The 25,678-nt window shown below is 65.2% G+C and carries 26 protein-coding genes; all 26 read right to left on the bottom strand.

All coding sequences use genetic code 11. The features are described 5' to 3' along the window. Position 1 precedes the first annotated feature (1 nt). Positions 2-655, bottom strand: a complete 654-nt coding sequence (gene rpe, locus LGT36_RS04885; protein ID WP_226097550.1) for a ribulose-phosphate 3-epimerase — start codon at positions 653-655, stop codon at positions 2-4. A 46-nt stretch (positions 656-701) separates the two neighbouring features. Then, positions 702-1,949 carry an AGE family epimerase/isomerase gene (locus LGT36_RS04880; RefSeq protein ID WP_226097551.1) on the bottom strand — a complete coding sequence of 416 codons (1,248 nt, stop codon included), beginning with the start codon at positions 1,947-1,949 and terminating at the stop codon, positions 702-704. Between the two features lie 67 nt (positions 1,950-2,016). Then, complete coding sequence (locus tag LGT36_RS04875; RefSeq protein ID WP_226097552.1) at positions 2,017-3,390, bottom strand: RsmB/NOP family class I SAM-dependent RNA methyltransferase; 1,374 nt, start codon at positions 3,388-3,390, stop codon at positions 2,017-2,019. Then, positions 3,387-4,319 carry a methionyl-tRNA formyltransferase gene (fmt, locus tag LGT36_RS04870; protein WP_226097553.1) on the bottom strand — a complete coding sequence of 311 codons (933 nt, stop codon included), beginning with the start codon at positions 4,317-4,319 and terminating at the stop codon, positions 3,387-3,389. The genes LGT36_RS04875 and fmt overlap by 4 nt, the downstream gene beginning before the upstream one ends. Before the next feature lie 21 nt (positions 4,320-4,340). Further along, a complete protein-coding gene (locus LGT36_RS04865) occupies positions 4,341-6,242 on the bottom strand; it encodes a hypothetical protein (protein WP_226097554.1) in 1,902 nt (633 codons plus the stop codon). Further along, entirely contained in the window at positions 6,242-7,405 is a 1,164-nt protein-coding gene (gene metK / locus LGT36_RS04860) for a methionine adenosyltransferase (protein WP_226264618.1), read from the bottom strand. Before metK ends, LGT36_RS04865 begins: the two co-directional genes overlap by 1 nt. A 60-nt stretch (positions 7,406-7,465) precedes the next feature. After that, complete coding sequence (gene coaBC / locus LGT36_RS04855) at positions 7,466-8,698, bottom strand: bifunctional phosphopantothenoylcysteine decarboxylase/phosphopantothenate--cysteine ligase CoaBC (protein ID WP_226095879.1); 1,233 nt, start codon at positions 8,696-8,698, stop codon at positions 7,466-7,468. A 5-nt stretch (positions 8,699-8,703) separates the two neighbouring features. After that, positions 8,704-8,970 (bottom strand): DNA-directed RNA polymerase subunit omega, encoded by a 267-nt coding sequence (gene rpoZ, locus LGT36_RS04850; protein WP_226095880.1) that lies wholly within the window; start codon positions 8,968-8,970, stop codon positions 8,704-8,706. A 53-nt stretch (positions 8,971-9,023) separates the two neighbouring features. Further along, positions 9,024-9,578, bottom strand: coding sequence for a guanylate kinase (gene gmk / locus LGT36_RS04845; protein WP_226095882.1), 555 nt, complete (start codon positions 9,576-9,578; stop codon positions 9,024-9,026). Then, positions 9,575-9,889, bottom strand: coding sequence for an integration host factor, actinobacterial type (mihF, locus tag LGT36_RS04840; protein WP_226095883.1), 315 nt, complete (start codon positions 9,887-9,889; stop codon positions 9,575-9,577). The genes gmk and mihF overlap by 4 nt, the downstream gene beginning before the upstream one ends. Before the next feature lie 37 nt (positions 9,890-9,926). Beyond that, positions 9,927-10,784, bottom strand: a complete 858-nt coding sequence (gene pyrF, locus LGT36_RS04835) for an orotidine-5'-phosphate decarboxylase (protein ID WP_226095884.1) — start codon at positions 10,782-10,784, stop codon at positions 9,927-9,929. 51 nt (positions 10,785-10,835) lie between these two features. After that, positions 10,836-14,156 (bottom strand): carbamoyl-phosphate synthase large subunit, encoded by a 3,321-nt coding sequence (carB, locus tag LGT36_RS04830; protein ID WP_226095886.1) that lies wholly within the window; start codon positions 14,154-14,156, stop codon positions 10,836-10,838. After that, entirely contained in the window at positions 14,156-15,304 is a 1,149-nt protein-coding gene (carA, locus tag LGT36_RS04825) for a glutamine-hydrolyzing carbamoyl-phosphate synthase small subunit (RefSeq protein ID WP_226095888.1), read from the bottom strand. Before carA ends, carB begins: the two co-directional genes overlap by 1 nt. Continuing rightward, a complete protein-coding gene (locus tag LGT36_RS04820; protein WP_226095890.1) occupies positions 15,301-16,599 on the bottom strand; it encodes a dihydroorotase in 1,299 nt (432 codons plus the stop codon). The genes carA and LGT36_RS04820 overlap by 4 nt, the downstream gene beginning before the upstream one ends. Next, complete coding sequence (locus LGT36_RS04815) at positions 16,596-17,552, bottom strand: aspartate carbamoyltransferase catalytic subunit (RefSeq protein ID WP_226095894.1); 957 nt, start codon at positions 17,550-17,552, stop codon at positions 16,596-16,598. The genes LGT36_RS04820 and LGT36_RS04815 overlap by 4 nt, the downstream gene beginning before the upstream one ends. Beyond that, positions 17,549-18,094: a bifunctional pyr operon transcriptional regulator/uracil phosphoribosyltransferase PyrR gene (gene pyrR / locus LGT36_RS04810; protein ID WP_226095895.1), complete on the bottom strand. Its 546-nt coding sequence runs from the start codon at positions 18,092-18,094 to the stop codon at positions 17,549-17,551. Before pyrR ends, LGT36_RS04815 begins: the two co-directional genes overlap by 4 nt. Before the next feature lie 83 nt (positions 18,095-18,177). Then, positions 18,178-18,495: a YrhK family protein gene (locus tag LGT36_RS04805; protein WP_226095896.1), complete on the bottom strand. Its 318-nt coding sequence runs from the start codon at positions 18,493-18,495 to the stop codon at positions 18,178-18,180. Between the two features lie 17 nt (positions 18,496-18,512). After that, complete coding sequence (gene nusB / locus LGT36_RS04800; RefSeq protein WP_226095897.1) at positions 18,513-18,971, bottom strand: transcription antitermination factor NusB; 459 nt, start codon at positions 18,969-18,971, stop codon at positions 18,513-18,515. Beyond that, the gene (efp, locus tag LGT36_RS04795; protein ID WP_226095899.1) at positions 18,972-19,535 is read right to left on the bottom strand and encodes an elongation factor P; all 564 of its coding nucleotides are present in this window, start codon (positions 19,533-19,535) and stop codon (positions 18,972-18,974) included. It lies immediately after the preceding gene. A gap of 41 nt (positions 19,536-19,576) precedes the next feature. Then, a complete protein-coding gene (locus LGT36_RS04790; protein ID WP_226095901.1) occupies positions 19,577-20,020 on the bottom strand; it encodes a type II 3-dehydroquinate dehydratase in 444 nt (147 codons plus the stop codon). Positions 20,021-20,067: 47 nt separating this feature from the next. Beyond that, positions 20,068-21,195: a 3-dehydroquinate synthase gene (gene aroB / locus LGT36_RS04785; RefSeq protein WP_226264446.1), complete on the bottom strand. Its 1,128-nt coding sequence runs from the start codon at positions 21,193-21,195 to the stop codon at positions 20,068-20,070. Continuing rightward, positions 21,192-21,707, bottom strand: a complete 516-nt coding sequence (locus LGT36_RS04780; protein ID WP_226095335.1) for a shikimate kinase — start codon at positions 21,705-21,707, stop codon at positions 21,192-21,194. Before LGT36_RS04780 ends, aroB begins: the two co-directional genes overlap by 4 nt. Then, positions 21,707-22,891, bottom strand: coding sequence for a chorismate synthase (aroC, locus tag LGT36_RS04775; protein WP_226095336.1), 1,185 nt, complete (start codon positions 22,889-22,891; stop codon positions 21,707-21,709). The genes LGT36_RS04780 and aroC overlap by 1 nt, the downstream gene beginning before the upstream one ends. A gap of 81 nt (positions 22,892-22,972) precedes the next feature. Next, positions 22,973-23,803 carry a hypothetical protein gene (locus LGT36_RS04770; protein ID WP_226095337.1) on the bottom strand — a complete coding sequence of 277 codons (831 nt, stop codon included), beginning with the start codon at positions 23,801-23,803 and terminating at the stop codon, positions 22,973-22,975. Between the two features lie 2 nt (positions 23,804-23,805). Continuing rightward, positions 23,806-24,612, bottom strand: coding sequence for a hypothetical protein (locus LGT36_RS04765; protein WP_226095338.1), 807 nt, complete (start codon positions 24,610-24,612; stop codon positions 23,806-23,808). Further along, positions 24,609-25,667: a pilus assembly protein PilM gene (pilM, locus tag LGT36_RS04760; protein WP_226095339.1), complete on the bottom strand. Its 1,059-nt coding sequence runs from the start codon at positions 25,665-25,667 to the stop codon at positions 24,609-24,611. The genes LGT36_RS04765 and pilM overlap by 4 nt, the downstream gene beginning before the upstream one ends. Between the last annotated feature and the right edge of the window lie 11 nt (positions 25,668-25,678).

The raw sequence follows: 25,678 nt of genomic DNA, 5'->3' as shown, positions 1-25,678 counted from the left end.
GCTACGGCCTGCTCGCCAGTCGAAGTCCCTCGATGGCGCTTGCCCTGTCCTCGTGACCAAAGACCGCCGACCCCGCCACAAGCGTGTCGGCACCGGCCGCGACCGCCGCTGGCGCTGTCTCCGTGGTGATCCCCCCGTCCACTTGGAGCCACAGCGCCGTGCCCGCCTCGCGTGCGGCAGAGCGCAGCGCAGTGAGTTTCTCAAGCGTCTCCGGCTTGAACTCCTGACCTCCGAAACCCGGTTCGACTGTCATCACGAGCACCATGTCGACATCGCCCAGCAGGCCCATGACGACGTCGGCGCCAGTGTCTGGCTTGATCGCCACGGACGCACGCGCCCCTGTAGACCTGATATCGGCCGCGATCTGGCGGGGATTGCCCGCCGCTTCAATGTGGAAGGTCACGGAAGTTGCTCCGAGCTCGGCATACCGGGGGGCCCAGCGGTCAGGGTGTTCGATCATGAGGTGAACGTCGAGGGGCAGCGGGGACACCTCCGCCAGGCGCTTGACCACCGGCAGTCCGATCGTGAGGTTCGGTACGAAGTGCGCATCCATCACGTCAACGTGCAAGAGGTCTGCGCTGGAGACCGTGAGGATCTCCCGTTCAAGGTTGGCAAAGTCGGCCGCGAGAATCGAAGGCGCGATACGAACGCTCATACGTCGACACTATCGCGACGACGCTCATCCTTGTCGCCGCGTACGGTCACCCCAGGCCTCCTAGGTCGGACAGCGCACGAGCGAACGACGGCGTGAGGGGCACGTCCTCCATGAGCGCTGCTTGGTAGGCGTGATACACGTCCGGCTTTCCTGGCCATACTTTCGCGCTAGGACGATTCATGGCATCGAGTTCGTGGCGCCACGAGCCGTTGTCGGTGTCGATCAGAAAATCGTTCGCGTAGTCCCACCAACGTTCAAGATCCGCCGCGTAGCGTTCCTCTCCCGTGGCGTGGGCGAGCGCCACCGCGGTGTTGATGGCCTCCGCGAGCACCCAGTGCATCCTCTCCTGCACGACGGGCTTGCCTTGCCAGTCCGTCGTGTACACGAAACCATCGGCGCCGTCGGCCGCCCAGCCGTCCGCGACGGCGCGGTCATACAAGGCAACGGCAGCGGAACGCAGCGCAGGCGGCGACGCCTCGGCCAGTGTCGCTTCCGTCGCCAGGAGCAAGCGCGCCCATTCCAAGCCATGACCCACCGTCGCGCCGTAAGGCTGGAAGGGGTCGGCAGGCTGATCAATGTTGTGCTCGAGAAGGGGCACCCACTCCGGAGTGAAGTGCTCGGGAATGCGCCACTGGTGCGCGCTCGCCCACTCGGCAACGCGCGCGGCGATGCGTCCTGCTCGCACGTGCCACAGCGACTCTCCCGTGACGTCACCCGCCGCGAGATACGCCTCGACAGTGTGCATGTTGGCGTTGATGCCGCGATAGGGATCGCAACTCGTCCATTGCTCGTCCCACGAGTCGACAGAGAGGCCCTGCTCGTCATCCCAGAAACGCTCTTCTGAGACGGCCAGGGCATCAGCGAGTAGCTGCTTCGCTCCGTCGATGCCAGCCGCCGCCGCAGACGACGCTGCAAGAACAACGAAGGCGTGTCCATACGCCTGCTTGGCGCCGTTGACGCTCGCGCCGTCACGAACTGAGGCGCGCCATCCGCCGTGAACCCGGTCACGCAACGCGCCCGCGGCGAGCGCCCTGACCCCGTGAGCCGCCATGGCTCGCAACGCGTCCACATCTGGACCGCCTGGCGCAGGCTCTTCGTGGGCAAGCACCCCGAGCGCGGCCACGTGCGTCATACGGCACGTGATCCACAACTCTGTGGGGTGGTCGGGCGAGACAGAGCCAGATTCGTCAAGCCAACCAAAGCCATCTGGAACGACAGACCCCGCGGCAAAACGCAGCAGGTCGGCCCGCTGATGGACCCTGAACTCCGCGCTTCCAGGCCTCGCCACTGTCATCGCACACCTTCCGCAGACATCTTTCCCGCAGCGGTTGCTGGCGGGCTACATCACCCTTAAGCGCAGTCTAGGACGACTCGACAGCGCCGACTTCTGGTCCCCTCGCAAGAAGTGCCAGGTACATCGAGTCAGTGCCATGGACGTGAGTCCACAACTGCACATCGGGCCCCGCGCCCCACGCTTCGGCGGCCGTTCCTGTCACGTCGGCGACGGCCGGGCGCACGTCGATCGACCGCAGCCCCGATGCTGCGATGACGTCCGTTGTCTCCGCAATGACAGGCGAGCACGTCACGTAGGCGATGACACCGCCGGGAGCGAGGAGTTCGCCCGCATGGCGAAGCAATCCCGTCTGGAGCGCCGTCAGCTCTTCGAGCGAGTCTGCCGACCGCCTCCACCTCGACTCCGGGCGGCGGCGCAGGGCTCCGATCCCTGTGCAAGGGGCGTCAAGCAAGATGCGGTCGTACGGTCCGCCGGTCCACTGGGTGGAGTCCCCGGCAAACACGTCGACGGCGCCGACGGGCAGGGCCCTCACGTTCTGCTCAATGAGTCGCACGCGGTGGTCATGAAGTTCGACGGCGTCGAGACGCGCGCCGTTGCTGGCCCCCAGAGCGCCGAGCAGGGCCGTCTTACCGCCAGGGCCTGCGCAAGCATCGAGCCACCGCTCCCCCGCTGCCAAGGGCTTTGCGAGTTCTGAAGCCATGACGGCGGCGACGATCTGGCTGCCCTCGTCCTGAACGCCGGCCCGCCCGGCCTCCACGTCGGCGAGGCCGCCTGGAGAACCGCTCTCGAGGGTGACGCCATAAGGCGATAGCGGCGTCGGGACTCCCCCGGTCAGTCGCGCCAGTTCGTCGCGATCAACCAGCCCAGGCCTGGCCACGAGCGTGACCGCTGCGGGCACATTATGTGCGGCCAAGAGCTGCTCCACCTCGCCTGCCCGCCCGCGCGCCGCGAGCGAACGCTCCAATTCAGCGACGATCCACTCGGGGTGCGAGTGCCTTGTGGCGACTGCCGTCCGTCCGTTTCCCGGCGCGACGACGGCGAGCCAGGCGTCGAGATCGCGCTCCACGATCCTGCGCATCACCGCGTTGACGAGACCGCTCGCTCGGCCCAGGTTCACGGCCTTCGCGAGGTCCACCGTCTCGGAGACGGCCGCGTGCTGCGGCGTGCTCATCGACAGTGCCTGGTGAGCACCGAGCCACAGGATCGCCCTCACCGGCAGTTCGAGTGAGTCGGGCTTGCGGTTTGCTGCGCGTGCGATGACCGCGTCGTAGAGGCCGCTCATGCGAAGAGTGCCGTACGCCAGCTCCGTCGCGAACGCCGCCTCGCGGCCGCGCAACTTGGCCTGGCGCAGAATCCCTGGCATTGCCAGGTTGGCGTACGCACCGTCTACCTCGACGGCGAGCACACAATCGAGCGCGGCACGCCGCGCGGGATCGTTCACGCCTCGCCCAATTGTGCGCCGGTGCCCCACCGGGCGCCTCTCCACCAATCCCCAGCGTCCATAGCGCTCTTTCCCGCTGGTTGGATCCAGCTCAACTTAACGGGCGCGGTGCCCGTGCCGACGGTGACGCCGTCTTCCTCACTCTTGAGCAGACCAGGTGTCGTGCCGTGCCCTGCCACCTCGGTCACCGGACCGATCTTTGCCGTTGACCCGTCCGGCAACGTGGTCCACGCACCCGGCGCTGGCGTGCAGGCCCTGATGGCACGGTCGATCACGTGGGCAGGGAGGTCCCAACGGATCAGCGCATCTTCTCGACTCAGTTTGGCCGCATGACTGACGCCATCCTCCGGCTGTGCCACGGGTGACGCATAGCCCCCTCCGAGGGCCTCAAGCGAGTCCTTCAGCAGTGGTGCGCCCACCACCGCGAGTCGGGCAAGGAGATCTCCCGCCGTGTCGGTTGGCCGAATGCGCTCGGTAGCCTGACCGATCACGGGTCCGGTGTCGAGCCCCTCCTCGATCAGGAACGTCGACGCGCCGGTGACATCGTCGCCGGCTTGGATGGCGCGTTGAACGGGCGCGGCGCCCCGCCACGCGGGTAGCACCGAGAAATGGAGGTTCACCCACCCCAGTCGTGTGGCCGCAAGCAGCGCTGGACGCAAGATCTGGCCGTAGGCGACCACGGCGGCTGCGTCCGCATCGAGGGCGCGCACCCTCTCGACGAAGTCTGGATCTGACGCCTTGGACGGCGTCGCCACGTCGAGTCCAAGGTGTTCAGCGCGGACTTTGACCGGGCTGGGGTGCAGGGCGCTCCCGCGCTTGCCACGAGCGTCCGGCTGTGTGACAACGAGCGCGATCTCATGCCCTGCGTCGATCAGTGCTTCGAGGGAAGGTATGGCGACGTCGGGAGTACCGGCAAAGATCAAGCGCATGGGTTCTATCGTAGGTGCCGTCTATGCCCCTGGAACCGCGTCGACCCTGATGAACAGTGGCTGGGCGGAGGCGGCCGAGCGTTCGACCGCAAGCGAGCGAGCAACGGCGACAAGAGCCGGCATGGCGGCCCTTGTGGCCAACACCCACGCGCCTTCCGCGTCCCTGGAGAGGTCGAACGGCCCCTCCTCGACCGCTCGCGCAAACGCCTCGATCGCATCGCGAGGCCCGTCGAGGCGCATGGCACGACGATGAGGAGGAAGGCCCAGTTGCTTGCGTTGAGCAAGGTCTCCTGCTCCCGCGTCCCACCCGTCCCACGCCACGAGTGCGAGCCGCAGCGCTTCGGGGATGTCACCCACGACGCTCACCACCCCGCCGTCAGCGCGCGGTGCCACGAGAGCTGCGGCGTTCATCCACCGCCTTAGCGTCGCGTACTCGGCACCCAGGCCCTCACCCACGTTGACGCGCGCGCCGACAATTGCCAAATGCTCATACCCGCCAGCCACCGCTGGCAACGCAGCCGGGGTGGCGACGACCACGCCTGACGCCACGGAACCGTCGCCAGCGACCCCCGTACCGGACGAGGAGACGGTCACAGGCACTCCCGCCGCCATACGCGTCACTTGAGCGGCAAGTCTCTCCACGCCAAGACCCGCCGGCGTGAGTCGATAACCTCTGCATTCAGGGCAATGCCATTGCGGCGCCTCGCGTTCGCACTCTCGGCATTGGGGCGCATCCTGAGCTGATGCGCGCTGAAGGTCGCCTCCGCACTCGGGACACTCGGCGGGCGTGGAACAGCGCGAGCACCTGAGTCCGCTCGCATAGCCGGACTGTGGCACCAGGATGGCCGCCACTCGATCGCGCGCCGCAGCAATCAAGGGGGTCCAGACCGAGGCGGGCATCCAATGCTTGCCCTGGCCACCTTCGCGTTCCCGCCGCTCGGGCCCGATCACGTCGACACGGGGCAAGGACTCGCGAAGAGACGCGGTCCCTCCACGCGAGGCGAAGCCATTCTCGACCAGCGCCACGGCGTCAGGCGACACCGCATACCCAGCGATCATCAGCGACGCTTCCGTCTGTTGAGCCCGCATGGCCGCGACGGTTCTGGAGTGCGGGTAGGGAGCGCGTGGCTCGAAGAATGTCGTGGAGCCTTCATCCCAGATACACAAGGCGCGCAGAGTCGGTACGGGTTGCCATGCCGACGATCTGGTCCCGATCACGAGCCTCGCCACTCCCCGCATCGCCGCCAGGTACGAGCCGAACCTGAGGGAGGGACCGTCGTCTGCATCCATGAGTGCGAAGTGCCCACCTGACCGGGCCGTCCAGCGGCGCAATCCAAGGCTTTGGGCATGTGCGGCAAGAGCGTGCGCGGCCCGCGCGTCCGGCACAACGATGATGGCAGAGCCATGATCGGCGATGGCCGCCAACGCCCATGCAAGTATCGGTTCGACCGGCATGGGGAACGACGACGCTGGCGATGCTGCCCACACGGTCCGGCTGCCAGGGGCGGTCGGCAGTCCGGCGGCGCGCGCGTGCTCGGATGACGCAACCACGAGGTCGGCTGGTACATGCGCCGCTTCCATCGCTTCCCAGTCCAACTTCTCCACGGAGGCAACTCGAGCGGGCGCCATCAGGCGCAACACGTCCCACAGTGATCCGCCGTAGCGTGCCGCGATCTGGCGTGCGAGATTCAGAGCCTCTTGGCTGAAGGAAGCGACGGCGCCAGCGGATTTGATGGGTTTCAACGCGTGAGGTGACGCCTCGTCGGAGAGGTCCACCACCACGGCCGAACTGAGCCTGCCTGCGAAAGGGACACGCACCCTGCTGCCCACGCGCACCACGCCTGCGAGTGCTTCAGGGACGGAGTAGTCGAAAGGCCTGTCGAGGTGCGGCAGCGGGCTATCGACGACGACCCGCGCGAACACTAGACCGCCGCGGCGAGAGCGTCTGCGCGATCGGTCCGCTCCCAGGTGAAGTCGGGAAGTTCCCGTCCAAAGTGCCCGTAGCTCGCGGTGGCTCGGTAAATCGGCCGACGCAGGTCGAGCTGAGCGATGAGAGCAGAGGGCCGCAGATCAAAGACCTCGCGAACGGCTTTCACGATGCGCTCGGGATCGACAGTGTGCGTGCCGAACGTCTCGGCATACAGGCCAACGGGAGAGGCGGTTCCGATCGCGTAGGCGACCTGGAGTTCGCAGCGCTCGGCAAGGCCAGCAGCAACGATGTTCTTGGCCACCCACCGCATCGCGTACGCGGCGGAACGGTCGACCTTCGAAGGATCCTTCCCTGAAAACGCTCCGCCCCCGTGGCGCGCCATCCCCCCGTAGGTGTCAACGATGATCTTGCGGCCAGTGAGCCCCGCGTCACCCATCGGCCCCCCGATCTCGAAGCGGCCAGTGGGGTTGATCAAGGAGCGATGTCCAGACGCGTCGAGCGCGAAACTCGCGAGCACTGGTCCAATGACCTGGGCCTCCACTGCCTCGCGCAACTCGCCGATGCTGGCGCCCTCGCGGTGCTGAGTGGACACGACGACAGTGTCGACGGTGACGGGAACCTCGCCGTCATAGCCGATCGTCACCTGGGCCTTGCCGTCTGGCCGCAATCCCTCAATGATTCCCTGCTTACGGACGGCGGCCAATCGCGCCGTAAGCGCGTGAGCCATAGCGATGGGCAGCGGCATCAGTTCAGCCGTGTCTTTGCATGCGTAGCCGAACATGAGCCCCTGGTCGCCGGCACCGAGTTCATGGGCGTCGGAGTCGGTAGCATCGCCGACTCCGAGCCAGATGTCAGGACTCTGCTCTCCGATCGACACGGACACACCGCAAGAATCGGCATCGAAGCCGATGCGGGACGAGGTATAGCCGATGTCCCTCACCACGCCACGGATGGTGGAGGGGATGTCCACGTAGGCCTCGGTGGTCACCTCGCCAGCCACATGAACGAGACCCGTGGTGACCATCGTCTCGACGGCAACCCGCGACTGGGGGTCCTGGCGCAACATCTCATCCAAGATGGCATCGGAGACCTGATCGCACACCTTGTCTGGGTGGCCCTCGGTGACGGACTCGGAGGTGAAGAGGCGCAGCGACATGGCGTTCAGCATACTTGGCACATCGGACATGGCTGCCGTGAGATGAGGGTGCGCGAGGTGCTAGCGCTTGACGCGCTCGGCAACTTGGTCGAGCACCGCGTGCGCCACCGAGAGTTTGGTTCCGGATGCCTCGGCAACGAGCGCTCCGTCGGCATCCAGCATGGACACCGCGTTGGCGACGTCCCCAAAGCCGACGCCGTGGCCCACTTCGTTCACCACCAAGAGGTCTGCCTTTTTGCGGCGCGCCTTGGCGCGGCCATAATCGAGAACGCTGCCGGCGTCGTCGCCCGTCTCTGCAGCGAAGCCGACGATGACCTGACCTGGCGGCTTGGCTGCCACGAGCGACGCGAGGATGTCTTCCGTTTCCGTGAGCTCGAGAGTCAACGATGCGCCGTTCTTCTTGATCTTGTTGGCGCTCGTTGATGCGGGACGATAGTCGGCCACCGCCGCCGCCATGATCACCGCGTCAGCGTCGATGGCCGCCTCGCGCATGGCGTCGGCCAGTTGCGCCGACGTTTCTACGTCCACGCGCGCCACGCCCTCCCCCAGCGGCAACGCCACGTTAGCCGCGACCACGGTGACCTGGGCGCCGCGCTCCCGCGCCGCCTCCGCCAGAACGAAGCCTTGGTGACCACTCGAACGGTTGCCAAGGAATCTGACGGCGTCGATCGGTTCTCGTGTACCCCCTGCTGAGATGACGATGCTCACGCCGCCAAGATCTCCCCAAGAGGAGTCGGTGCCGGACGACGGCGTTGGCGCGATCTGCGAACTCTGCGCCACCGCATAGAGTGCAGCGACAAGGTCGTCTGGCTCAGGCAAGCGGCCTGGCCCCGTGTCAGAGCCGGTCAGGCGTCCAGAGTCGGGCTCGATGACGTGGACGCCGCGCGCAAGCAACGTGGCGACATTCGCCGCGGTGGCAGGATGACGCCACATCTCCGTATGCATCGCTGGCGCCACCACGACGGGGGCAGTGGTCGCGAGCAAGGCGTTGCCCAGCAAGTCGCGGGCCTCGCCGGCGGCCATCGACGCCAAGAAGTCAGCGGTCGCTGGCGCAACCAACACAATGTCGGCGCGCTGGCCGAGCATGATGTGCTCGACAGCCGGCACGTTCTCAAAGGTTCCCGACCTGGCAGGCTCTCCAGTGAGCGCCTCCCAGGTGGCGCGACCGACAAAGTTCAGCGACGCCTCGGTGGGAATCACGCGAACAGCGTGTCCGTCCTCTTTGAGGCGGCGCGCCACGAGCGCAACCTTGTACGCCGCGATGCCGCCGGTGACTCCCAGCAGCACCCGCATGAACGCTAGACCTCAGTCTCGCCGAGCACGAGGAGGTTGCCGCTGTTGATTTCGCGCAAGGCGACAGACAGTGGCTTGTCGGTAGAGTCAGCCTCCACCAGCGGGCCGACGTTCTCGAAGTGGCCCTCGCCAAGCGCCTCGTAGTACGCGTTGATCTGGCGGGCACGCTTTGACCCATAGATCACGAGCGCGTACTTGGAGTCGACCTTTGCAAGCAACTCGTCGATGGGCGGGTTGGTGATGCCCTCGGGGTGTGCAACGGTTCCAGACAACGTGAATCCTCTCCTCGCTCGCGCCCACCTGAAGGCAGACAGCGCCACCTATCTTAGCCTGCCGAGGCCACGATCGCCTGCAACTCCTCCACGGCGTCGTCCAGGGTGTCGTTGACGAGCGTGACGTCGAACTCGCTCACTGCCGCGAGTTCCTCCCTGGCGGTCGCCAGCCGGCGCTCTCGTTCTTCGCTTCCTTCAGTGCCGCGGATGGCCAGCCGTTCCACGAGCGCCTCGAACGATGGCGGCGCCACGAACACGAACAACGCTTCTGGCATAGCCTGCTTGACCTGTCGCGCTCCCTGCAGGTCAATCTCGAGCACCACGGGAATCCCCCGCGCGAGTCGCTCCTCGACGGGCGCTCGCGGAGTGCCGTATCGATGCGTGCCGTGGACAACGGCCCACTCGAGGAGTTGGCCCCGCTCAGCCATCCGTGTGAACTCTTCTGGCGTGACAAAAAAGTAGTGCACGCCATCGCTTTCCGATGGCCGAGCGGGCCTCGTCGTCGCCGAGACCGATACCCACACCTCTGGCATGCGTTCCTTCAGTGCGGTGACCAAGGTGCCTTTGCCAACGGCGGAGGGACCGGCCACGACGACGAGTCGGGTCATCCGCGCTCGCGCGCCACCAGCGCGTCTACCTGATGGGTTCCTAGCCCGCGCACACGACGGGCAGGCGAGATTCCGATGTCTTCCATGACGACGGTGGCTCGCTTGGGACCGACGCCTGGCAAACACTGCAACAGGTCGTGAACACGTATGCCAGCCAAAGCGTCGTCCGCCTTGGCGCGAGAGATCGCCTCACTCAGGGACATCTGCCCTTGCGAGAGGTTCTCCTTGAAGACACGGCGCGCGCTGCGCACCGCTGTGGCCTTGACGAGCGCTTGAGCGCGTTGCTCGTCAGTGAGTTCCGGTGTAGCCATGCGACCTCCTTGTTGAAACGCCGTGGGACTCGCGGCGTTACTCGCCTACCTCCACCGTGCCCAAAGCGTACTGGGCAGCACCGGCGGCGGCTTGAATGGCGCCTCTCAGCTTTTCCACGAATGGTCCAGCCATCAACACTCCCCGTGATTGGCTGACGAGAACGCGCGACCGGGCTGACCCGAACACGTCCGCCACCTCTGCCGGGCTGGCGCCTTGGGCGCCAACCCCTGGGGACAACAGAGGGCCGTTAACGGCGCCAAGATCAATGCCGAGACTGCGCACGGCATCACCAACGGTGGCCCCCACCACCAAGCCGACGGAGCCCATGGGGCTCGCGCCAGCGTTCAACTCTGCGGCTCCTTCGGCGATTGCGCGCGCCACCGAGAGGCCATTCGCATCGGTCGCGTGCTGCACCGAGGCTCCCTCTGGGTTCGACGTCAGCGCGAGCACGAACACGCCCTTGCCGGTGTGCTCAGCCAGCTCAAACGCGGGCCTCAGCGATCCGAAGCCCAAGAATGGCGACACCGTAATGGCGTCGGCCTCGAGCGGAACGCCTTGCGCAAGGTACGCGTCGGCATAGCCCTCCATGGTCGAGCCAATGTCTCCGCGCTTGACGTCGAGGATGGTGAGGATGCCCAATTCTTTCGCGCGCCGCAACGTGTGCTCGAGTGCTGCTACTCCCCTCGCTCCGTGCCGCTCGAAGAAGGCCGCATTCGGCTTGACGGCGGCAACTGAGCGCGCCGACGCTTCCAACACGGCGTCGGCGAATGACACGAGCGACTCAGGGGTATCGGTGAGGCCCCAACGGGCCAAGAGTTCGGGGTGAGGGTCGATGCCGACGCACAGTGGTCCCCACTGCTGGATCGCGGAGTCAAGCCTTGCTCCGAACGCCATGGGACCTCCGTTCCTTGATACCTGATCGATCGTCATGTAATACGAGCCACTCTACCTGGGCGTTCTCGCTGGCGCTAAGGCACGCGCAACATCCTGCAAACTCATGACCTCGAACCGCCCTCCCTGGAGCGCCTCGATCGCCTGCACAGCGGCAGCAAGCTGCTGAGTGGTCGTGATGATCGCCACGTCGGCCGCGGTGGCCGCCGCCCTGATCTCATAACCATCGGCACGTGCTCCTTGACCTGAAGGCGTATTCACCACCATGTCGATCTGGCCGCCGTTGATGAGATCGACGATGGTGGGCTCTCCGTGAGGACCCTTGCCCTGAGACTTCTTGCGCACCACCTCGGAAGGGATGCCATGGCGCAACAGCACCCTGCGAGTCCCTTCCGTCGCCAAGATGGTGAATCCAAGTTGATGAAGCCGCGCCACCGGGAAGGTGATGGCCCGCTTGTCGCGATCGGCCATCGACACGAAGACGGTGCCAGACATCGGCAAGCCTCCGATGGCACCCGCCTGAGACTTGGCAAAGGCAAGAGGGAACGTCTCATCGAAGCCCATGACCTCGCCCGTCGAGCGCATCTCCGGCCCCAGCACGGAATCGACGGCGAGGCCATCCCGAGTGCGGAAGCGCTTGAAGGGCAGCACCGCTTCCTTGACGGCGATCCTGGCGTGGTCGTTGTAGACGCTCGCGTCCACCTGCGGCAGCACGCCTTCCGCCTTCAGCTCGGAGATGGACGCTCCCAGCATGACGCGGGCCGCCGCCTTGGCGATCGGCACTCCCGTTGCCTTGGCCACGAACGGCACGGTGCGCGACGCCCTCGGGTTCGCCTCCAGCACGTACAGCACGTCGCTGGCTAGGGCGAACTGCACATTCATGAGCCCCTTGACGCCGATGCCGCGTGCGAGGGCTTCCGTGGAGACCCTGATGCGGTCGAGGTCGGCCGCTGAGAGCGTGACCGGCGGCAACACGCACGCAGAGTCCCCCGAGTGGATGCCCGCTTCCTCAATGTGCTCCATGACGCCGCCGAGGAACATCTCGTCGCCATCGAAGAGGGCGTCGACGTCGATCTCGATGGCGTCGTCGAGGAACTTGTCGATCAGCAGTGGCGCGTCTGTGGCGTGGTCGCCCACGTCGGCCATCCTGGTGCCGTAGTCAAGAAGTTGTTCGCGAGAGTAGACAATCTCCATGCCGCGCCCGCCGAGCACGTAAGAAGGCCTCACGAGCACAGGGAAGCCGATCCGCTCGGCAATCTCGATCGCCTCGTCGATGCCGTGGGCAGTGCCGTACTGAGGAGCAGGAAGGCCTGCAGTCTCGAGTACGACGCCGAACTCGCGGCGATCCTCAGCCTTGTCGATCGCCTGCGGGCTGGTGCCAAGAATCGGCACCCCTGCGTCGGCGAGGCGCTGAGCGAGGCTCAGGGGCGTCTGCCCGCCCAGTTGGACCAGCATTCCCTTGATAGGCCCCGCGGCCTTCTCTGCCTCGTACACGGCCATCACGTCCTCGAAGGTGAGGGGCTCGAAGTACAGGCGATCGGACGTGTCGTAGTCAGTGGAGACGGTCTCTGGGTTGCAGTTGATCATGACGGTCTCGTACTCGTCCCTCAACGTGAGAGCCGCGTGGACGCACGAGTAGTCAAACTCGATCCCCTGGCCGATGCGGTTGGGTCCAGAGCCGAGGATGAGGACGGCCTCGCGTTCGCGCGGCTGCACCTCGCTCTCTTCGTCGTAAGAGCTGTAGTGATAGGGCGTGTGTGCCTCGAACTCGGCGGCGCAGGTATCTACTGTCTTGAAGACTGGCAGCACCCCTGCCTCGACGCGCGCGGAAGCGATCTGCGTCTCGTCGATGTGGCGCAGCTTCGCCAGCTGCGCATCCGACAGACCGTGACTCTTGGCTCGCCGCAGCAGGGCACCATCGAGACGAGCGGCACCAGTAACCTCGAGCGCGATCTCGTTGACGAGCAGAATCTGATCGAGGAACCACGGGTCGATCCCTGTGGCGTCGAAAACGCGGTCAAGCACCCCGGGATCGGCGACGGCGGCGCGGAGGGCTTGCTGCACCTGGATCAGCCGGTGTTCGGTGGGAATGGCGCATTCGGCAATCAAGGCGTCAAGAGTCGCGCCGGTGGGCGGCTCGCCCTCCCAGTGGAACACCTGGCCCTTCTTGTCAATGGAGCGCATGGCCTTGCCGAGCGCCTCCGTGAAGTTGCGGCCCATTGCCATGGCCTCGCCGACCGACTTCATGGTGGTGGTGAGCACAGGGTCAGCCGCGGGGAACTTCTCAAAGGCGAAACGAGGAACCTTGACGACGACGTAGTCGAGCGTCGGCTCGAAGCTCGCTGGCGTCGAACCCGTGATGTCGTTGGGGATCTCGTCGAGCGTGTAGCCGATGGCGAGCCTCGCGGCGATCTTGGCGATGGGGAAGCCCGTCGCCTTCGAGGCGAGAGCCGATGACCTCGACACGCGCGGGTTCATCTCGATGACGATGACGCGACCGGTGTCCGGCTCGACGGCAAACTGAATGTTGCAGCCTCCGGTGTCGACGCCCACCTCACGGATCACAGCGATGCCCACGTCGCGGAGCTTCTGATACTCGCGGTCGGTCAACGTGAGGGCAGGCGCAACGGTCACGGAGTCGCCCGTGTGGACGCCCACGGGGTCGACATTCTCGATTGAGCACACCACGACGACGTTGTCGTTGCGGTCGCGCATCAATTCGAGCTCGTACTCTTTCCACCCGAGGATTGATTCTTCGAGCAGTACCTCGGTGGACGGCGAGTAGTGCAGTCCGGCCCCGCCGATGCGGCGCAAGTCTTCCTCGTTGTAGGCGAAGCCTGAGCCGAGGCCGCCCATGGTGAACGAAGGGCGCACGACGACCGGGTACTTGAGGTCTTCGGCCGCCGCGATCAGTTCTTCCATCGTGTGACAGATGTGCGAACGCGCGCTCTCCGCGCCGCAGCGTTCCACGACGCCCTTGAACAGTTCGCGGTTCTCGCCAAGGTTAATCGCCTCAAGGTTGGCGCCGATCAACTCGACGTCGTAGCGGTCAAGGATGCCTGCCTCTGCCGCAGCGATGGCGGCATTGAGCGCGGTCTGGCCGCCCAGCGTCGGCAAGAGCGCGTCGGGACGCTCCTTCTCGATGATGCGCTCAATCACTTCCGTCGTGATCGGCTCCACGTAGGTGGCGTCAGCGAACTCGGGGTCCGTCATGATCGTGGCGGGGTTGGAGTTGAGCAGGACAACTCGCAGGCCCTCGGCCTTGAGCACCCGGCACGCCTGGGTGCCGGAGTAGTCAAACTCGCATGCCTGGCCGATGACGATCGGGCCGGAGCCGATCACCATCACGGTCTGAATATCGTCGCGGCGGGGCACTAGTGCGTTCCTTCCAAGGTGCGCCGACCGTTCATGAGGTCGAGGAAGCGGTCAAAGAGGTATGAGGCATCGTGGGGCCCTGCGGCCGCCTCTGGGTGGTACTGCACAGAGAAGGCGGGCGCGTCGAGGCACTCGAGACCTTCGACGACATCGTCGTTGAGACAGACGTGGCTGACGCGCACTCTCCCGTAGCCGTTGGGCGAGTCGCTGGCGCCGTCGAGCGGTGCATCCACCGCGAAACCGTGGTTGTGACTCGTCACCTCCACCTTGCCAGTGGTGCGGTCCATCACGGGCTGGTTGATGCCGCGGTGGCCAAAACGCAGCTTGTATGTTCCGTAGCCAAGGGCGCGGCCCAAGAGTTGATTGCCAAAACAAATCCCGAAAAGCGGCACTCGTGCATCGAGAATGCCGCGCACGACGCTCACCGACCTGTCCGCCGCAGACGGGTCCCCTGGTCCGTTCGAGAAGAAGACACCGTCAGGCTCGCGAGCGAGAATCTGCTCTGCCGTCCACGATGAGGGAACGACCGTGACCTTGATTCCGCGCTGAGCCATGAGCTCTGGAGTCATGGCCTTAATGCCAAGGTCGACGGCGACAACGTGCGCCACTTGGTCGACGCCTTCAGGCGGCGAGATGACGTAGTCGCCATCGATCGAGACGGCGTCGGCGAGATGTGCTCCCGCCATGGGCGCAGACTCGCGCACACGTGCCAGCAGTTCGGCATCGTCGGCGATGGCGTCGCCGGAGAAGATGCCAGCGCGCATCGTGCCTGCAGTGCGCAGTGTCCTCGTGAGCTTGCGCGTGTCGATTCCTGACAGGGAAACGACGCCTTGTTCCGCAAGGTCAGCCTCGAGCGTCCGCTGAGAACGCCAGTTGCTGGACCTGCGGGCTGGCTCGCGCACCACAAAACCCGCAACCCAAATGCGCCGTGACTCGGCGTCCTGGTCATTCATGCCGGTGTTGCCGATGTGCGGCGCCGTCATCACGACAATCTGCTGGTAGTACGAGGGGTCTGTCAGCGTCTCTTGGTAGCCCGTCATGCCCGTGTTGAAGACGATCTCGCCGAGGGTCTGACCGCGGGCGCCATAGGCCTGTCCACGGTACACGTCGCCGTTTTCGAGGACGAGCACGGCCTGGTCGTTGCTCACGCGAACACTCCTTCGAAACGTGGATCAAGGTAGGTGGGCTTGCCGCGCAAGAAGGTGGCAACGGCACGGCCTGGGAGGACCCTGCCAGCGTAAGGCGTGTTGCGCGACCTGCTCGCATGCGACGCGGGGTCAACCGTGTACGTGGCATGGGGATCCACGAGGGTCAAGTGCGCCGGCTCCCCCACCGCTATCGGTCGGCCGTGCCACTGCGAGACTCTGCCGATGCTCGCCGGCGTTGTCGACATCACGCGCGCCACGTCCCGCCAGGTCATCAGCCCCGAGTCGACCATGACCGACTGAACGATCCCCAGCGCGGTTTCGAGGCCCGTCATGCCGAAGGCCGCCGCGGCCCACTCGCAATCCTTGTCCTCACTGGGGTGGGGCGCATGGTCCGTCGCGACGATGTCGATCGTGCCGTCGGCAAGGCCCTGACGCACGGCGTCAACATCCTCCGCAGTACGCAGTGGCGGATTCACCTTGAACAGCGGGTTGTAACTTCTGGCCTCTTCGTGGGTCAGGAAGAGGTGGTGAGGCGTCGCCTCTGCCGTCACATTGATGCCGCGGGACTTCGCCCACCTGACGATGTCGACGGAGCCAGCCGTCGACAGGTGCTGAATATGGACTCGCGAACCGACGTGGCCGGCAAGCAACACGTCGCGAGCCACAATCGACTCTTCTGCCACGGCAGGCCAGCCCGTGAGGCCGAGCTCTGCTGAGACTTCGCCCTCATGCATTTGGGAGCCCTCTGTCAGGCGCAGGTCTTGGGCATGCTGCACGACCGCTCCGTCGAAGGACTTCACGTACTCGAGGGCGCGGCGCATGATGACGGGGTCGTTCACACAGATTCCGTCGTCGCTGAAGAGTCGAACCCGTGCGCGGGAGTGAGCCATCGCGCCCATCTCCGACAAGTGCTCGCCCTTGAGGCCAACGGTGACGGCGCCCACCGGGTACACGTCAACCAGCCCGATCTCGCGTCCCCTTGACCAGACCTGCTCGACCACTCCCGCCGTGTCGGCCACGGGGTTGGTGTTCGCCATGGCGTGGATCGCGGTCCAGCCACCTCTCGCGGCGGCCAGCGAACCTGTCTCGATGGTCTCCGCATCCTCCCGTCCTGGCTCGCGCAGGTGGGTGTGGAGGTCGACGAGTCCAGGCAGGAGCACGAGTCCCTCGCCATCGATGCGCACGGCATCGGTCGGTAGCGCGTCGACGGGGACGATGACGCCGTCCGCAACCCCCACGTCGGCTGGCGTGTCCCCGTAGGCGCTGGCGCCCGAAATGATGAACGTGCTACTCACGACTCTTCCTCTCCTGCCAAGAGCAGGTAGAGCGCGGCCATCCGCACCGCCACCCCGTTGGCTACCTGTTCCACAATGACCGAACGCGCGCTGTCGGCAGCCTCGGCCGAGATCTCAAGGCCCCTGTTCATGGGGCCAGGGTGCATGATGATCGCGTGCTCCGGCAGGCGCGCCAGGCGCTGGCCGTCGAGGCCGAACAGCCGCGTGTACTCCTGAGGGCTCGGGAAGAACGCCGCTCCCCCGCCAGTCATCCTTTCGCGCTGAACCCGCAGCATCATGACGGCGTCGAGCGGCGGGCCGTCGAGGGCCGCGTCGAGACCATGCACGACGCTCACAGGCCACGGGCCGATGCCGACCGGCAGGAGCGTTGGCGGCGCGACGAGCGTGACGCTCGCCCCCAGGGTCGTCAAGAGGTGCACGTTCGACCGAGCGACCCTGGAGTGGAGGATGTCGCCCACGATCGCCACGTGCAGTCCGTCGAGCCCCTTGCCTTCCGGCTGATCAACCAAGTGACGACGCATGGTGTACGCGTCAAGCAGGGCCTGGGTGGGGTGCTCGTGCGTGCCGTCACCCGCGTTCAGGACGCTGCCGTGGAGCCAGCCCCCGTGGGCCAGTTGATTGGCGGCGCCGGAGGCCCAGTGACGGATGACGACGGCGTCGGCGCCCATGGCTTGCAGGGTCAGCGCGGTGTCTTTCAGGCTCTCGCCCTTTGACACGCTCGAGCCCTTTGCCGAGAAGTTGATGACGTCGGCGCTGAGGCGCTTGGCGGCGGCCTCGAAGCTAATTCGGGTGCGGGTGGAGTCTTCGAAGAAGAGGTTGACCACCGTCTTGCCTCGCAGAGTGGGCAACTTGCGGATCTCGCGCTCCTGTGTGGCGGCCATCTGGGCAGCCGTGTCGAGGATGCGGATCGCCTCCTGCCTGCTCAGGTCTTGGGTGCCAAGCAGGTGTTTCATCGTTCGCCCTCCGTGAGGATGACGGCATCCTCGCCGTCGATCTCGTTGAGGTGTACGTCCACCCGCTCGGATCTGGCGGTGGGGATGTTCTTGCCCACGAAGTCGGCGCGAATGGGCAACTCCCGATGCCCGCGATCGACCAAGACCGCGAGTTGCACGGCACGCGGCCGTCCCAAGTCCTTGATCGCATCGAGCGCTGCCCGGACCGTGCGGCCGGTGTGGAAGACGTCGTCGACCAAGACCACCACAGCGTCGTCGATGCCCTCAGACGGAAGCCTCGTGGGGCCAATGGTGCGAGTGGGCTGCCGGTGCAGATCGTCGCGATACATGGTGATGTCGAGGGCGCCGCAGCGTTCCCGCTCGTCAAAGCCTTGTTCGACGGAGGCGATCTTGGCGGCGAGGCGCTCCGCGAGGGGAAGACCGCGGGTCGGGATGCCTAAGAGGACGATGTTGGCTGCGCCGCCATTGCGTTCGAGGATCTCGTGCGCGATACGGGTCAGCGCCCTGTCGATGTCGGGCGCGCCAAGAATGGTGCCTGTCAAGGCGACCTCCTTCTCCGCCTCACAGGACGGCTCTTAAAGGGGTGTTGGCGGTCAGCCTACCGCAGGGGCCCCGCCGATGTTCGCTACGACGAACCGGGTGTGGTGCGCTTGTACATCCTTGGGCCCGAGCGAGTGGAGGTGCGACGAATGTGGATGCGGCGAGCCAGCCTAAGAAGCGCGCGCAAGAGCAATTGCGAGGAGCCCGCGAGATAGAAGTACATCGGCCAGTCGCCCGAGCCGCCTACGAGGTTCAGGATGGAACCGGTGAGGAACCATACGCCGGTCATCACGTCATTGAGGATTGACGCGACTTCCCAGCGGTTCTCGATGTCGACCTGCTCGCGACCCAGCTTGAGCGAGAGGTCGCCTTGGGGTTCTTGAAGTTCACGGTGGTTGGACACGGGCCCTCCTCGCATCGTCACTCGTTGTGGTCTGACTCCATCTCAGCATCATCAGTGGCGGCAGGGCGAATCGCAGGAGCCTCTCTTGCGATGTGCCCCAGCACCCCGTTGAGGAAGCGCGGGGAGTCATCAGTGCTGAGGTCGCGGGCGAGGTCAACAGCCTCGTCAATAGCCACGGCGACCGAGACCTCATCGTTGAAGAGGATCTCCCACGTAGCGATGCGCAAGAGCGCCCTGTCCACCGCAGGCATCCTGTCCACCGTCCACTCCGTGGACGCCTCCTCGATCAACGCCTGGATCTCCATCCAGTGCGCGACCACTCCCGACACGATCTGCGCGGAGTACTCGGGCAGCTCCGTCTCGCGGCCCGACAGGGCGATGCGCTCCGCCAGCACTTGGGAAACGTTGGCGCCGCGCTGGTCAGACTCGAAGAGAATGTCGAGAGCGCGTTTGCGGGCCTTGGTACGTGCTGCCATCTAGTCGTTCACGCGGCTCAGGTACTCACCGGATGAGGTGTTGACCTTGACCTTGGTGCCAGCCTCAAGGAACAGAGGAACCTGGATCTCCTTGCCGGTCTCGAGCGTCGCAGGCTTCGTGCCGCCAGACGAACGGTCGCCCTGGAGGCCGGGCTCCGTGTAGGTCACTTCGAGCACGACGGACGCAGGGAGCTCCACGAAGATGGGGTTGCCGTTGTGCGAGCCGACCAGGGCCTTCTCGTTCTCCAAGAGGTAGTCCTTGGCCTCGCCCATGATTTGCGGCGTGATCGACACCTGGTCGAACGTGTCGGGATCCATGAAGATGTAGTCGGTGCCGTCGTTGTACAAGTACTGCATGTCCCTGCGGTCAACAGTCTCGAACTCGACCTTCGCGCCCGCGTTGAACGTCTTGTCGACGACCTTGCCAGACATCACGTTCTTCATCTTGGTGCGCACGAAGGCGCCGCCCTTGCCTGGCTTCACGTGCTGGAAGTCGATGATCGTCCAGAGGTTGCCGTCGAGGTTCAGCACGGAGCCGTTCTTGATGTCGTTCGAGGTCGCCACAATCGTCCTTGGGTGTTGGGTGAAAAAGTCCGTCGGCCAGTCTAGCCGACGCGCTGAGCCACAGCCTGGAAGGCCAGGCGGTAGGAGTCGACGCCAAAGCCACCGATGGTGCCCGTGGCAACGCCGGAGATCACCGAGACGCTCCTGAAATCCTCCCGAGCGTGCGGATTCGTTACGTGCACTTCCACCAGGACAAGGCCGGCCGCCGTCACCAATGCACAAGCATCCCGGAGAGCGTAAGAGTAGTGCGTGAAGGCCGCGGGATTGAGGACCACGTGAGTGCCACTGTCCACCGCCTCGTGCATCCAGTGCACCAAGTCGGTCTCACTATCGGACTGTCGAAGCGTGGCCTCCAACCCAACCTCTGCGCCCCACTGCATCACCAATGCAGCTAGCTCGTCGTGCGTGGTCGAGCCATACTTTTCCGGCTCCCGCGTACCGAGCCTGCCCAGATTGGGCCCATTGACGACCAGTACGTTGCTCATGCGCCCCAGCGTAGCGTTGTGCGCCAGTGCCAGGGTTGACGACGCTGCTAGCGCGATACCGCGTCGTATGCGGCCGCCAGCAGCGAGGGGTCGGGACCCTCAAGCCGCTGCGGATTACCGAGGCCATGCAGCACGACGAATCGGAGCAGGTCTCCCCTGGTCTTCTTGTCCCGCTTCATGGCCGTGTAGAGCGCTTCCCATCGTCCGGGTGCATAGTTCGTGGGAAGGCCAAGGCCGCCAAGGATGGAGCGGTGGCGGTCGACATCGGCGTCGGACAGCTTGCCCGCCAATCGCGCCAGTTCGGCCGCAAAGACCATTCCCACCGATACGGCGGCGCCGTGTCGCCATTGGTAGCGCTCCGTGTACTCGATAGCGTGACCGAAGGTATGGCCGTAGTTCAGAATCTCCCGATGAAAGGATTCTTTGAGATCAGCGCCCACGACGTTTGCTTTGACGGCTACCTTGCGTGCGACGAGTTCGGTCAAGACCGGTATGGCAGCGGAGTCCAACGCTCGGGCATCGCCGGAGGCATCAGCCCTCGAGCCAGACTGCACCGTGGCAGTGAGCAGGCCCATGTTGTCCTCAACGAGCTCGAGAATCCTCGCGTCAGCGATGAATCCCCCCTTCACCACCTCAGCGAGGCCTGCAACCAGATCGTGACGGGGAAGGGTTGTCAATCGGTCAGTGTCGCACCAGACACCAAGGGGTTCGTGGAAGGCCCCCACAAGGTTCTTGCCTTCCGTCGTGTTGATGCCGGTCTTGCCGCCTACCGCGGCGTCGACCATGCCCAACAACGTCGTCGGGACCTGAATCACGTCGATGCCGCGTAACCATGTCGCGGCAACGAATCCAGCGAGATCCGTCACGGCCCCACCCCCGAGCCCCATTACCAGGTCAGAGCGTGTGAAGTCCGACTTGCCGAGTACCTGCCAGCAGAACGCAAGGACCTCGGCGGTCTTTCCGGACTCGGCGTCAGGAACCTCGGCTCGCACCGGCGTGAACCCGCGTGCCTCGAGTCCGCTGCTCAGCGCATCGGCTCTCCCGGCCAGGGGTGCCGAGTAGACGATGAGTACCTTGCGCACGGAGTCCGAGACCGAGGCAACGATGGCCTCGTCGAGTCCCTGCCCCACCGTCACGTCGTAAGGACGAGCGGTGTTCACCGTGATTTTCGTCATCCCAGTGCCTCCGCAATCTCTCTCGCTATGCCCTTTGGCTTGCGATCATCCGTCATCACTGTGCGAGTCGCCAGGCCTTCGTAGATGGGCCGGCGCTCGGTCATGAGAGCAAGCCACTTCTGGCGAGGATTCCCGAGGAGCAGAGGGCGGTTTGCGTTCAAGCCAACTCGCGGGACGGCGGCGGTGAGGCTCACATCGAGAAACACGACGTGTCCGCCCTCGGCCACGTAGGCCCTCAGAAGGTCCTGGGTCGCGGGGTCGATGGGCGCTCCTCCCCCAAGGCTTAGCACGCCCTCATGTTCGGTCAGAGCGCGCGATACGGCGGCCCTCTCCAACTCGCGAAAGTGCTGCTCGCCATCCGTCACGAAGATGTCGGCGACGGAGCGTCCCGCGTGAGCTTCGACATCGGCGTCGGTGTCGCGAAGTGTCGTTGACAGCAATCGCGCGACCTGAGCGCCAACGGATGACTTGCCGGAACCCGGCGGGCCGATCAGGACGACGACCGGGGGCATCAGCGGAGCGTGTCAGGGATGGCGGCCTCGTATGCGGCGAGGTTTCGTTTGACCTCTGCGACCGAATCGCCACCGAACTTCTCCAAGACGGCGTCCGCAAGGGTGAGGGCGACCATGGCCTGAGCGACGACTGCGGCCGGAGCGACGGCGCATACGTCGGAACGCTGGTGGATCGCCTTCGCGGGCTCGCCCGTCGAGGTGTCGATCGTGTCGAGGGCCCGCGGCACGGTGCTGATGGGCTTCATGGCGGCACGAACACGCAGCGGCTCCGCGTTGGTCATGCCGCCCTCGATTCCGCCGGCCCGGTTGGTGCGCCGCGCGACAGCGCCGTTGACATACTCGATCTCATCGTGCGCTTGGGAGCCCCTGCGCGCGGCCGTCGCGAAGCCATCGCCCACCTCGACGCCCTTGATGGCCTGGATGCCCATGAGTGCGGCCGCGAGGCGTGCGTCGAGGCGCCTGTCCCAGTGCACGTGAGAACCGAGGCCGACCGGTACGCCGTAGGCGATGACCTCCACGACTCCGCCGAGGGTGTCTCCCGCCTTTTGGCAGTCGTCGATCTCCTCCACCATCGCGGCCGACGTTTCCGGGTGGAAGCAACGAATCGGGTCAGCGTCGAGCGCGGCGGCTTCCGCCGCAGTGGGTAGCGGCGCATCGTCCGGCACCCGAACGGGACCCACCTGAAGCGTGTGCGATACCAAAGTGATACCCGCGGCCTGTACAAGGAACGCCTCGGCAACAGCGCCCAGCGCAACGCGGGCCGCCGTCTCGCGAGCGGAGGCGCGCTCCAAGACCGGTCGCGCGTCGTCGAGCGCGTATTTGGTCATGCCCACGAGGTCTGCGTGACCGGGTCGCGGGCGAGTCAGCGACTGCGCCCGTCCGCCTTTGAGAAGCTCAGGGTCAACAGGATCCGCCGCCATCACGGTCTCCCACTTGGGCCACTCGGTATTGCCGATCATGATGGCAACTGGCCCACCCTGGCTCACGCCGTGGCGCACGCCGCCAAGAATGGTCACTTCGTCCTGCTCGAAGGCCATGCGCGCTCCCCTGCCGTAGCCGAGACGCCTACGCGCAAGCGCCTCCCGGACGTGGGCAGAGGTCACCTCCACGCCTGCGGGAAGTCCTTCGAGTGTGCCCACAAGAGCGGGGCCGTGCGATTCGCCAGCGGTCAACCATCGGAGCATGGGTCACATTGTTCCACGTGAGAGGGGCTGGCAGACGCACGGGCTAGATGGTCTGCGACAACCCCTCTCACGCGGTGGGGCCTACTTGGCGCCCACTTGGGGCTCGTAGTCGTCGGGCTCAAGGAACGGAGAGTCTGACGGAAGCGTCGCGGGAACCAGCTCGCCTTCGTCGTCGACTGTCGTGTCGGGGTTGAGGAGGTAGAGCGCACCGAAAATCGTTGCCTTGACGTCTCCGTCGCTGTACCCGTTCGTGCCCTTCTCAGGCGTGTCACGCTCGAACCTGGCCTCTTCATAGAGTTCGAAGACCTGGAACAGGCGGTCTTCTGGAGCAGCAAGGAGCCGAAGAAGCGTCTCCACTTCCTTAGGCGTACCCGCGACGACAAGGGTGACATCCATGCGCACGATCGATGTCGCCCCAGGCGTCTCTGGAGTTACCGGCTTCACAACTGGCTCGTACGGCACGGCAAGGCTTGGCTCGTTAGCCAATCGCGGCACCGGGCCCGTCTCGAAGTAGCCGGCTACGCCTGTGGACGGCCGCGCCGCCGCGTCGAGTGTCCACGCGACCACCTCGGTCGGACTCGCGACGTTAATCGCCACCACTTCCGCCTGCGACGATTTGACGGCGGTGTCGAGTCGCGTGTGAAACTCGGACAGGTCCATGGACGCAGGCGCGTTGAGCGCCGTTTCCGCACCGAGGTCTGGCGCTTCGGCAAGGCGAGCCGCAGCGGCATCGATCTGCTCGGTGTCGTTCCCAATCTGTGTGATGTTGGCCTCGACGACGTCTTTCCGCTCAAGTGCTTCGGCCGCACCATCGATCTGGGGCTTGATCGCTAGGAAGAACCCGAGCGCACCCAAGATCATGATCGCGACGACGGCGATCGCAATCACCGGGGCGTACTTTGAACTCAACACGATTAACCCTCGCTTTCGGCGTCGGCTGAAGGCGACGGTTCGGCCGACGAGCCATCGGCGGGCGCCTCGCTAGGATCGTCAACGACAGGGATCGGCGCCGCGTCGACGTCCTCAAGGATGAGGTCAACCGCAGAGAAGTCGATGATGCCATTGACGGGAATGAGTCGGCCGGTCAACGCCGTACGCGTGATGACACCGGTGCCGGTCACCTTCCAGGTTTGGGTAGGGGCTTCGGCCTCATAGATCTGCTCCACCTGAATCACTTTCGCGACGCCAGGTACTGCCTCGAGCCGGTCAATGAGCGCAATCGCTTGTGCTTGAGTGCGCGTCTGTGCGATGAAGTCGAACCGTCCGACCCCACCACCCCACAAGGGAGCGACGTCGCCACCCCCGATACCGTCAGCCGACGGACCGTAGAAGTGCAGCTCGGCGAACGACGTCTCGGCATCCTGAGTGGCCAATAGCGAGGTCGCCAACGCAGAGTAGTCGATCTCTGCCCAACCCACTTGCAAGAGCGTCATTTCGCGAGTCTCTTGCGCAATGTAGTCGTCGTAGACGCCCCGCTTCGCGTCCCGCTCCGCTAAAGCTGCCTCCTCGTCACTGAAGGCATCATCCAACGCTCCCTCCGCGACGCTCCGCGCCGCGTAGGCGCCGACAAAGACGATGGCCATGAGGGCGACGAACGCGGCGACCGCCAACGCGGCAAACGTCTGCACCGCGCGCATCTTTCTGCGGTCCCCAATCTCCCTGGGGACCAAGTTGACCTGCGGCAGCGACGCCGCACCGTACTTCTGTGCGATCGGGTTCACTTCTTGCTCCTCATCGCGAGACCGATAACGGTTGCCAACTCCGCTTCCCTCCCGCGGATCGCCCTTAAATCGACCTTCTTGCCGAGCGTGAAGCCGTAGAGTGGGTCGCCCACCTTAATGGGGATTCTTGTGACGCTTGCGAAGGCCTGGCCAAAGCCCTGCACGTAACTGCCACCACCCGTCAGGACGATGCGCTCGATGCCGCCGCCAGGGTTCGACGAAGCGAAGTAAGCAAGAGTGTTGCGCACGGTCTCGATCAACGGACCCATGGCCTGCGCCACGGCATCCGTCACGTTGCGCCGCTCGGGTGGCACGTTCGGGGCCATACCCCATTCGCGCTTGAAGGTCTCGGCGTCCTGGTCGAGGCCCTTGGTCGCCTCGGCTACGGCGCGAGTCGCGTCTCCAGAAGCCTGTGGCAGGGTGCGCACGAGGCGTGGCACTCCCGCCTGAGAGACCGTCACGGTGGTGGTGGCAGACCCGACGTCGACCAAAGCAATGTTGACGGAAGCAAGTGCTCCTCGGCACCCGTTGCGCCACAGTGCGAGCGCCGAATGGTCGACGGCAGCCACGCTCGCACCAGCCTTCTCGATCACCGATACGAGCTCGCTCACGTGCTCTTTGGGCGCGGCAACCAGGAGTCCTCTTAGCGTCGGCCCTGCAGGAGCGTCGTACTCTGCCGTGGGATAGAAGTCCAGAATGGACTCGTCGGCCGAGGTCGGCAGTAGGTCCTGGACGTGGAAGGCGAGCGACTCGCGCACCTTGTCCATGTGTTGAGCGGGGATGTCAACTTCCCTAATCACCACCCCTGAGTGCTCAAGCCCTACGACCACGCTCTTTGAGCTCACCTTGGCGGCGTTGATCGTCTCTCTCACAACGGCAGCCAGAGCCGACGGCTCTTCGATGACTCCTTTGCGAATCACGCCTGGAGGCATGGCGCGTTCGGCGAAGGCGTGCAGAGTCGCTCCTTCGCGCGGGTCCGCGCCCGAGCCGCTCTCAACTTCGGCCACACGAACAACGGATGTACCGATGTCTACGGCGACTGTCTTGGTCCCCACTGCTACCTCCC

This window comes from Demequina sp. TMPB413, assembly GCF_020447105.2.
Lineage (GTDB): Bacteria > Actinomycetota > Actinomycetes > Actinomycetales > Demequinaceae > Demequina.
Note: the sequence above shows the minus strand (reverse complement) of the source record. Positions and strands in the feature narration are given on the sequence as shown.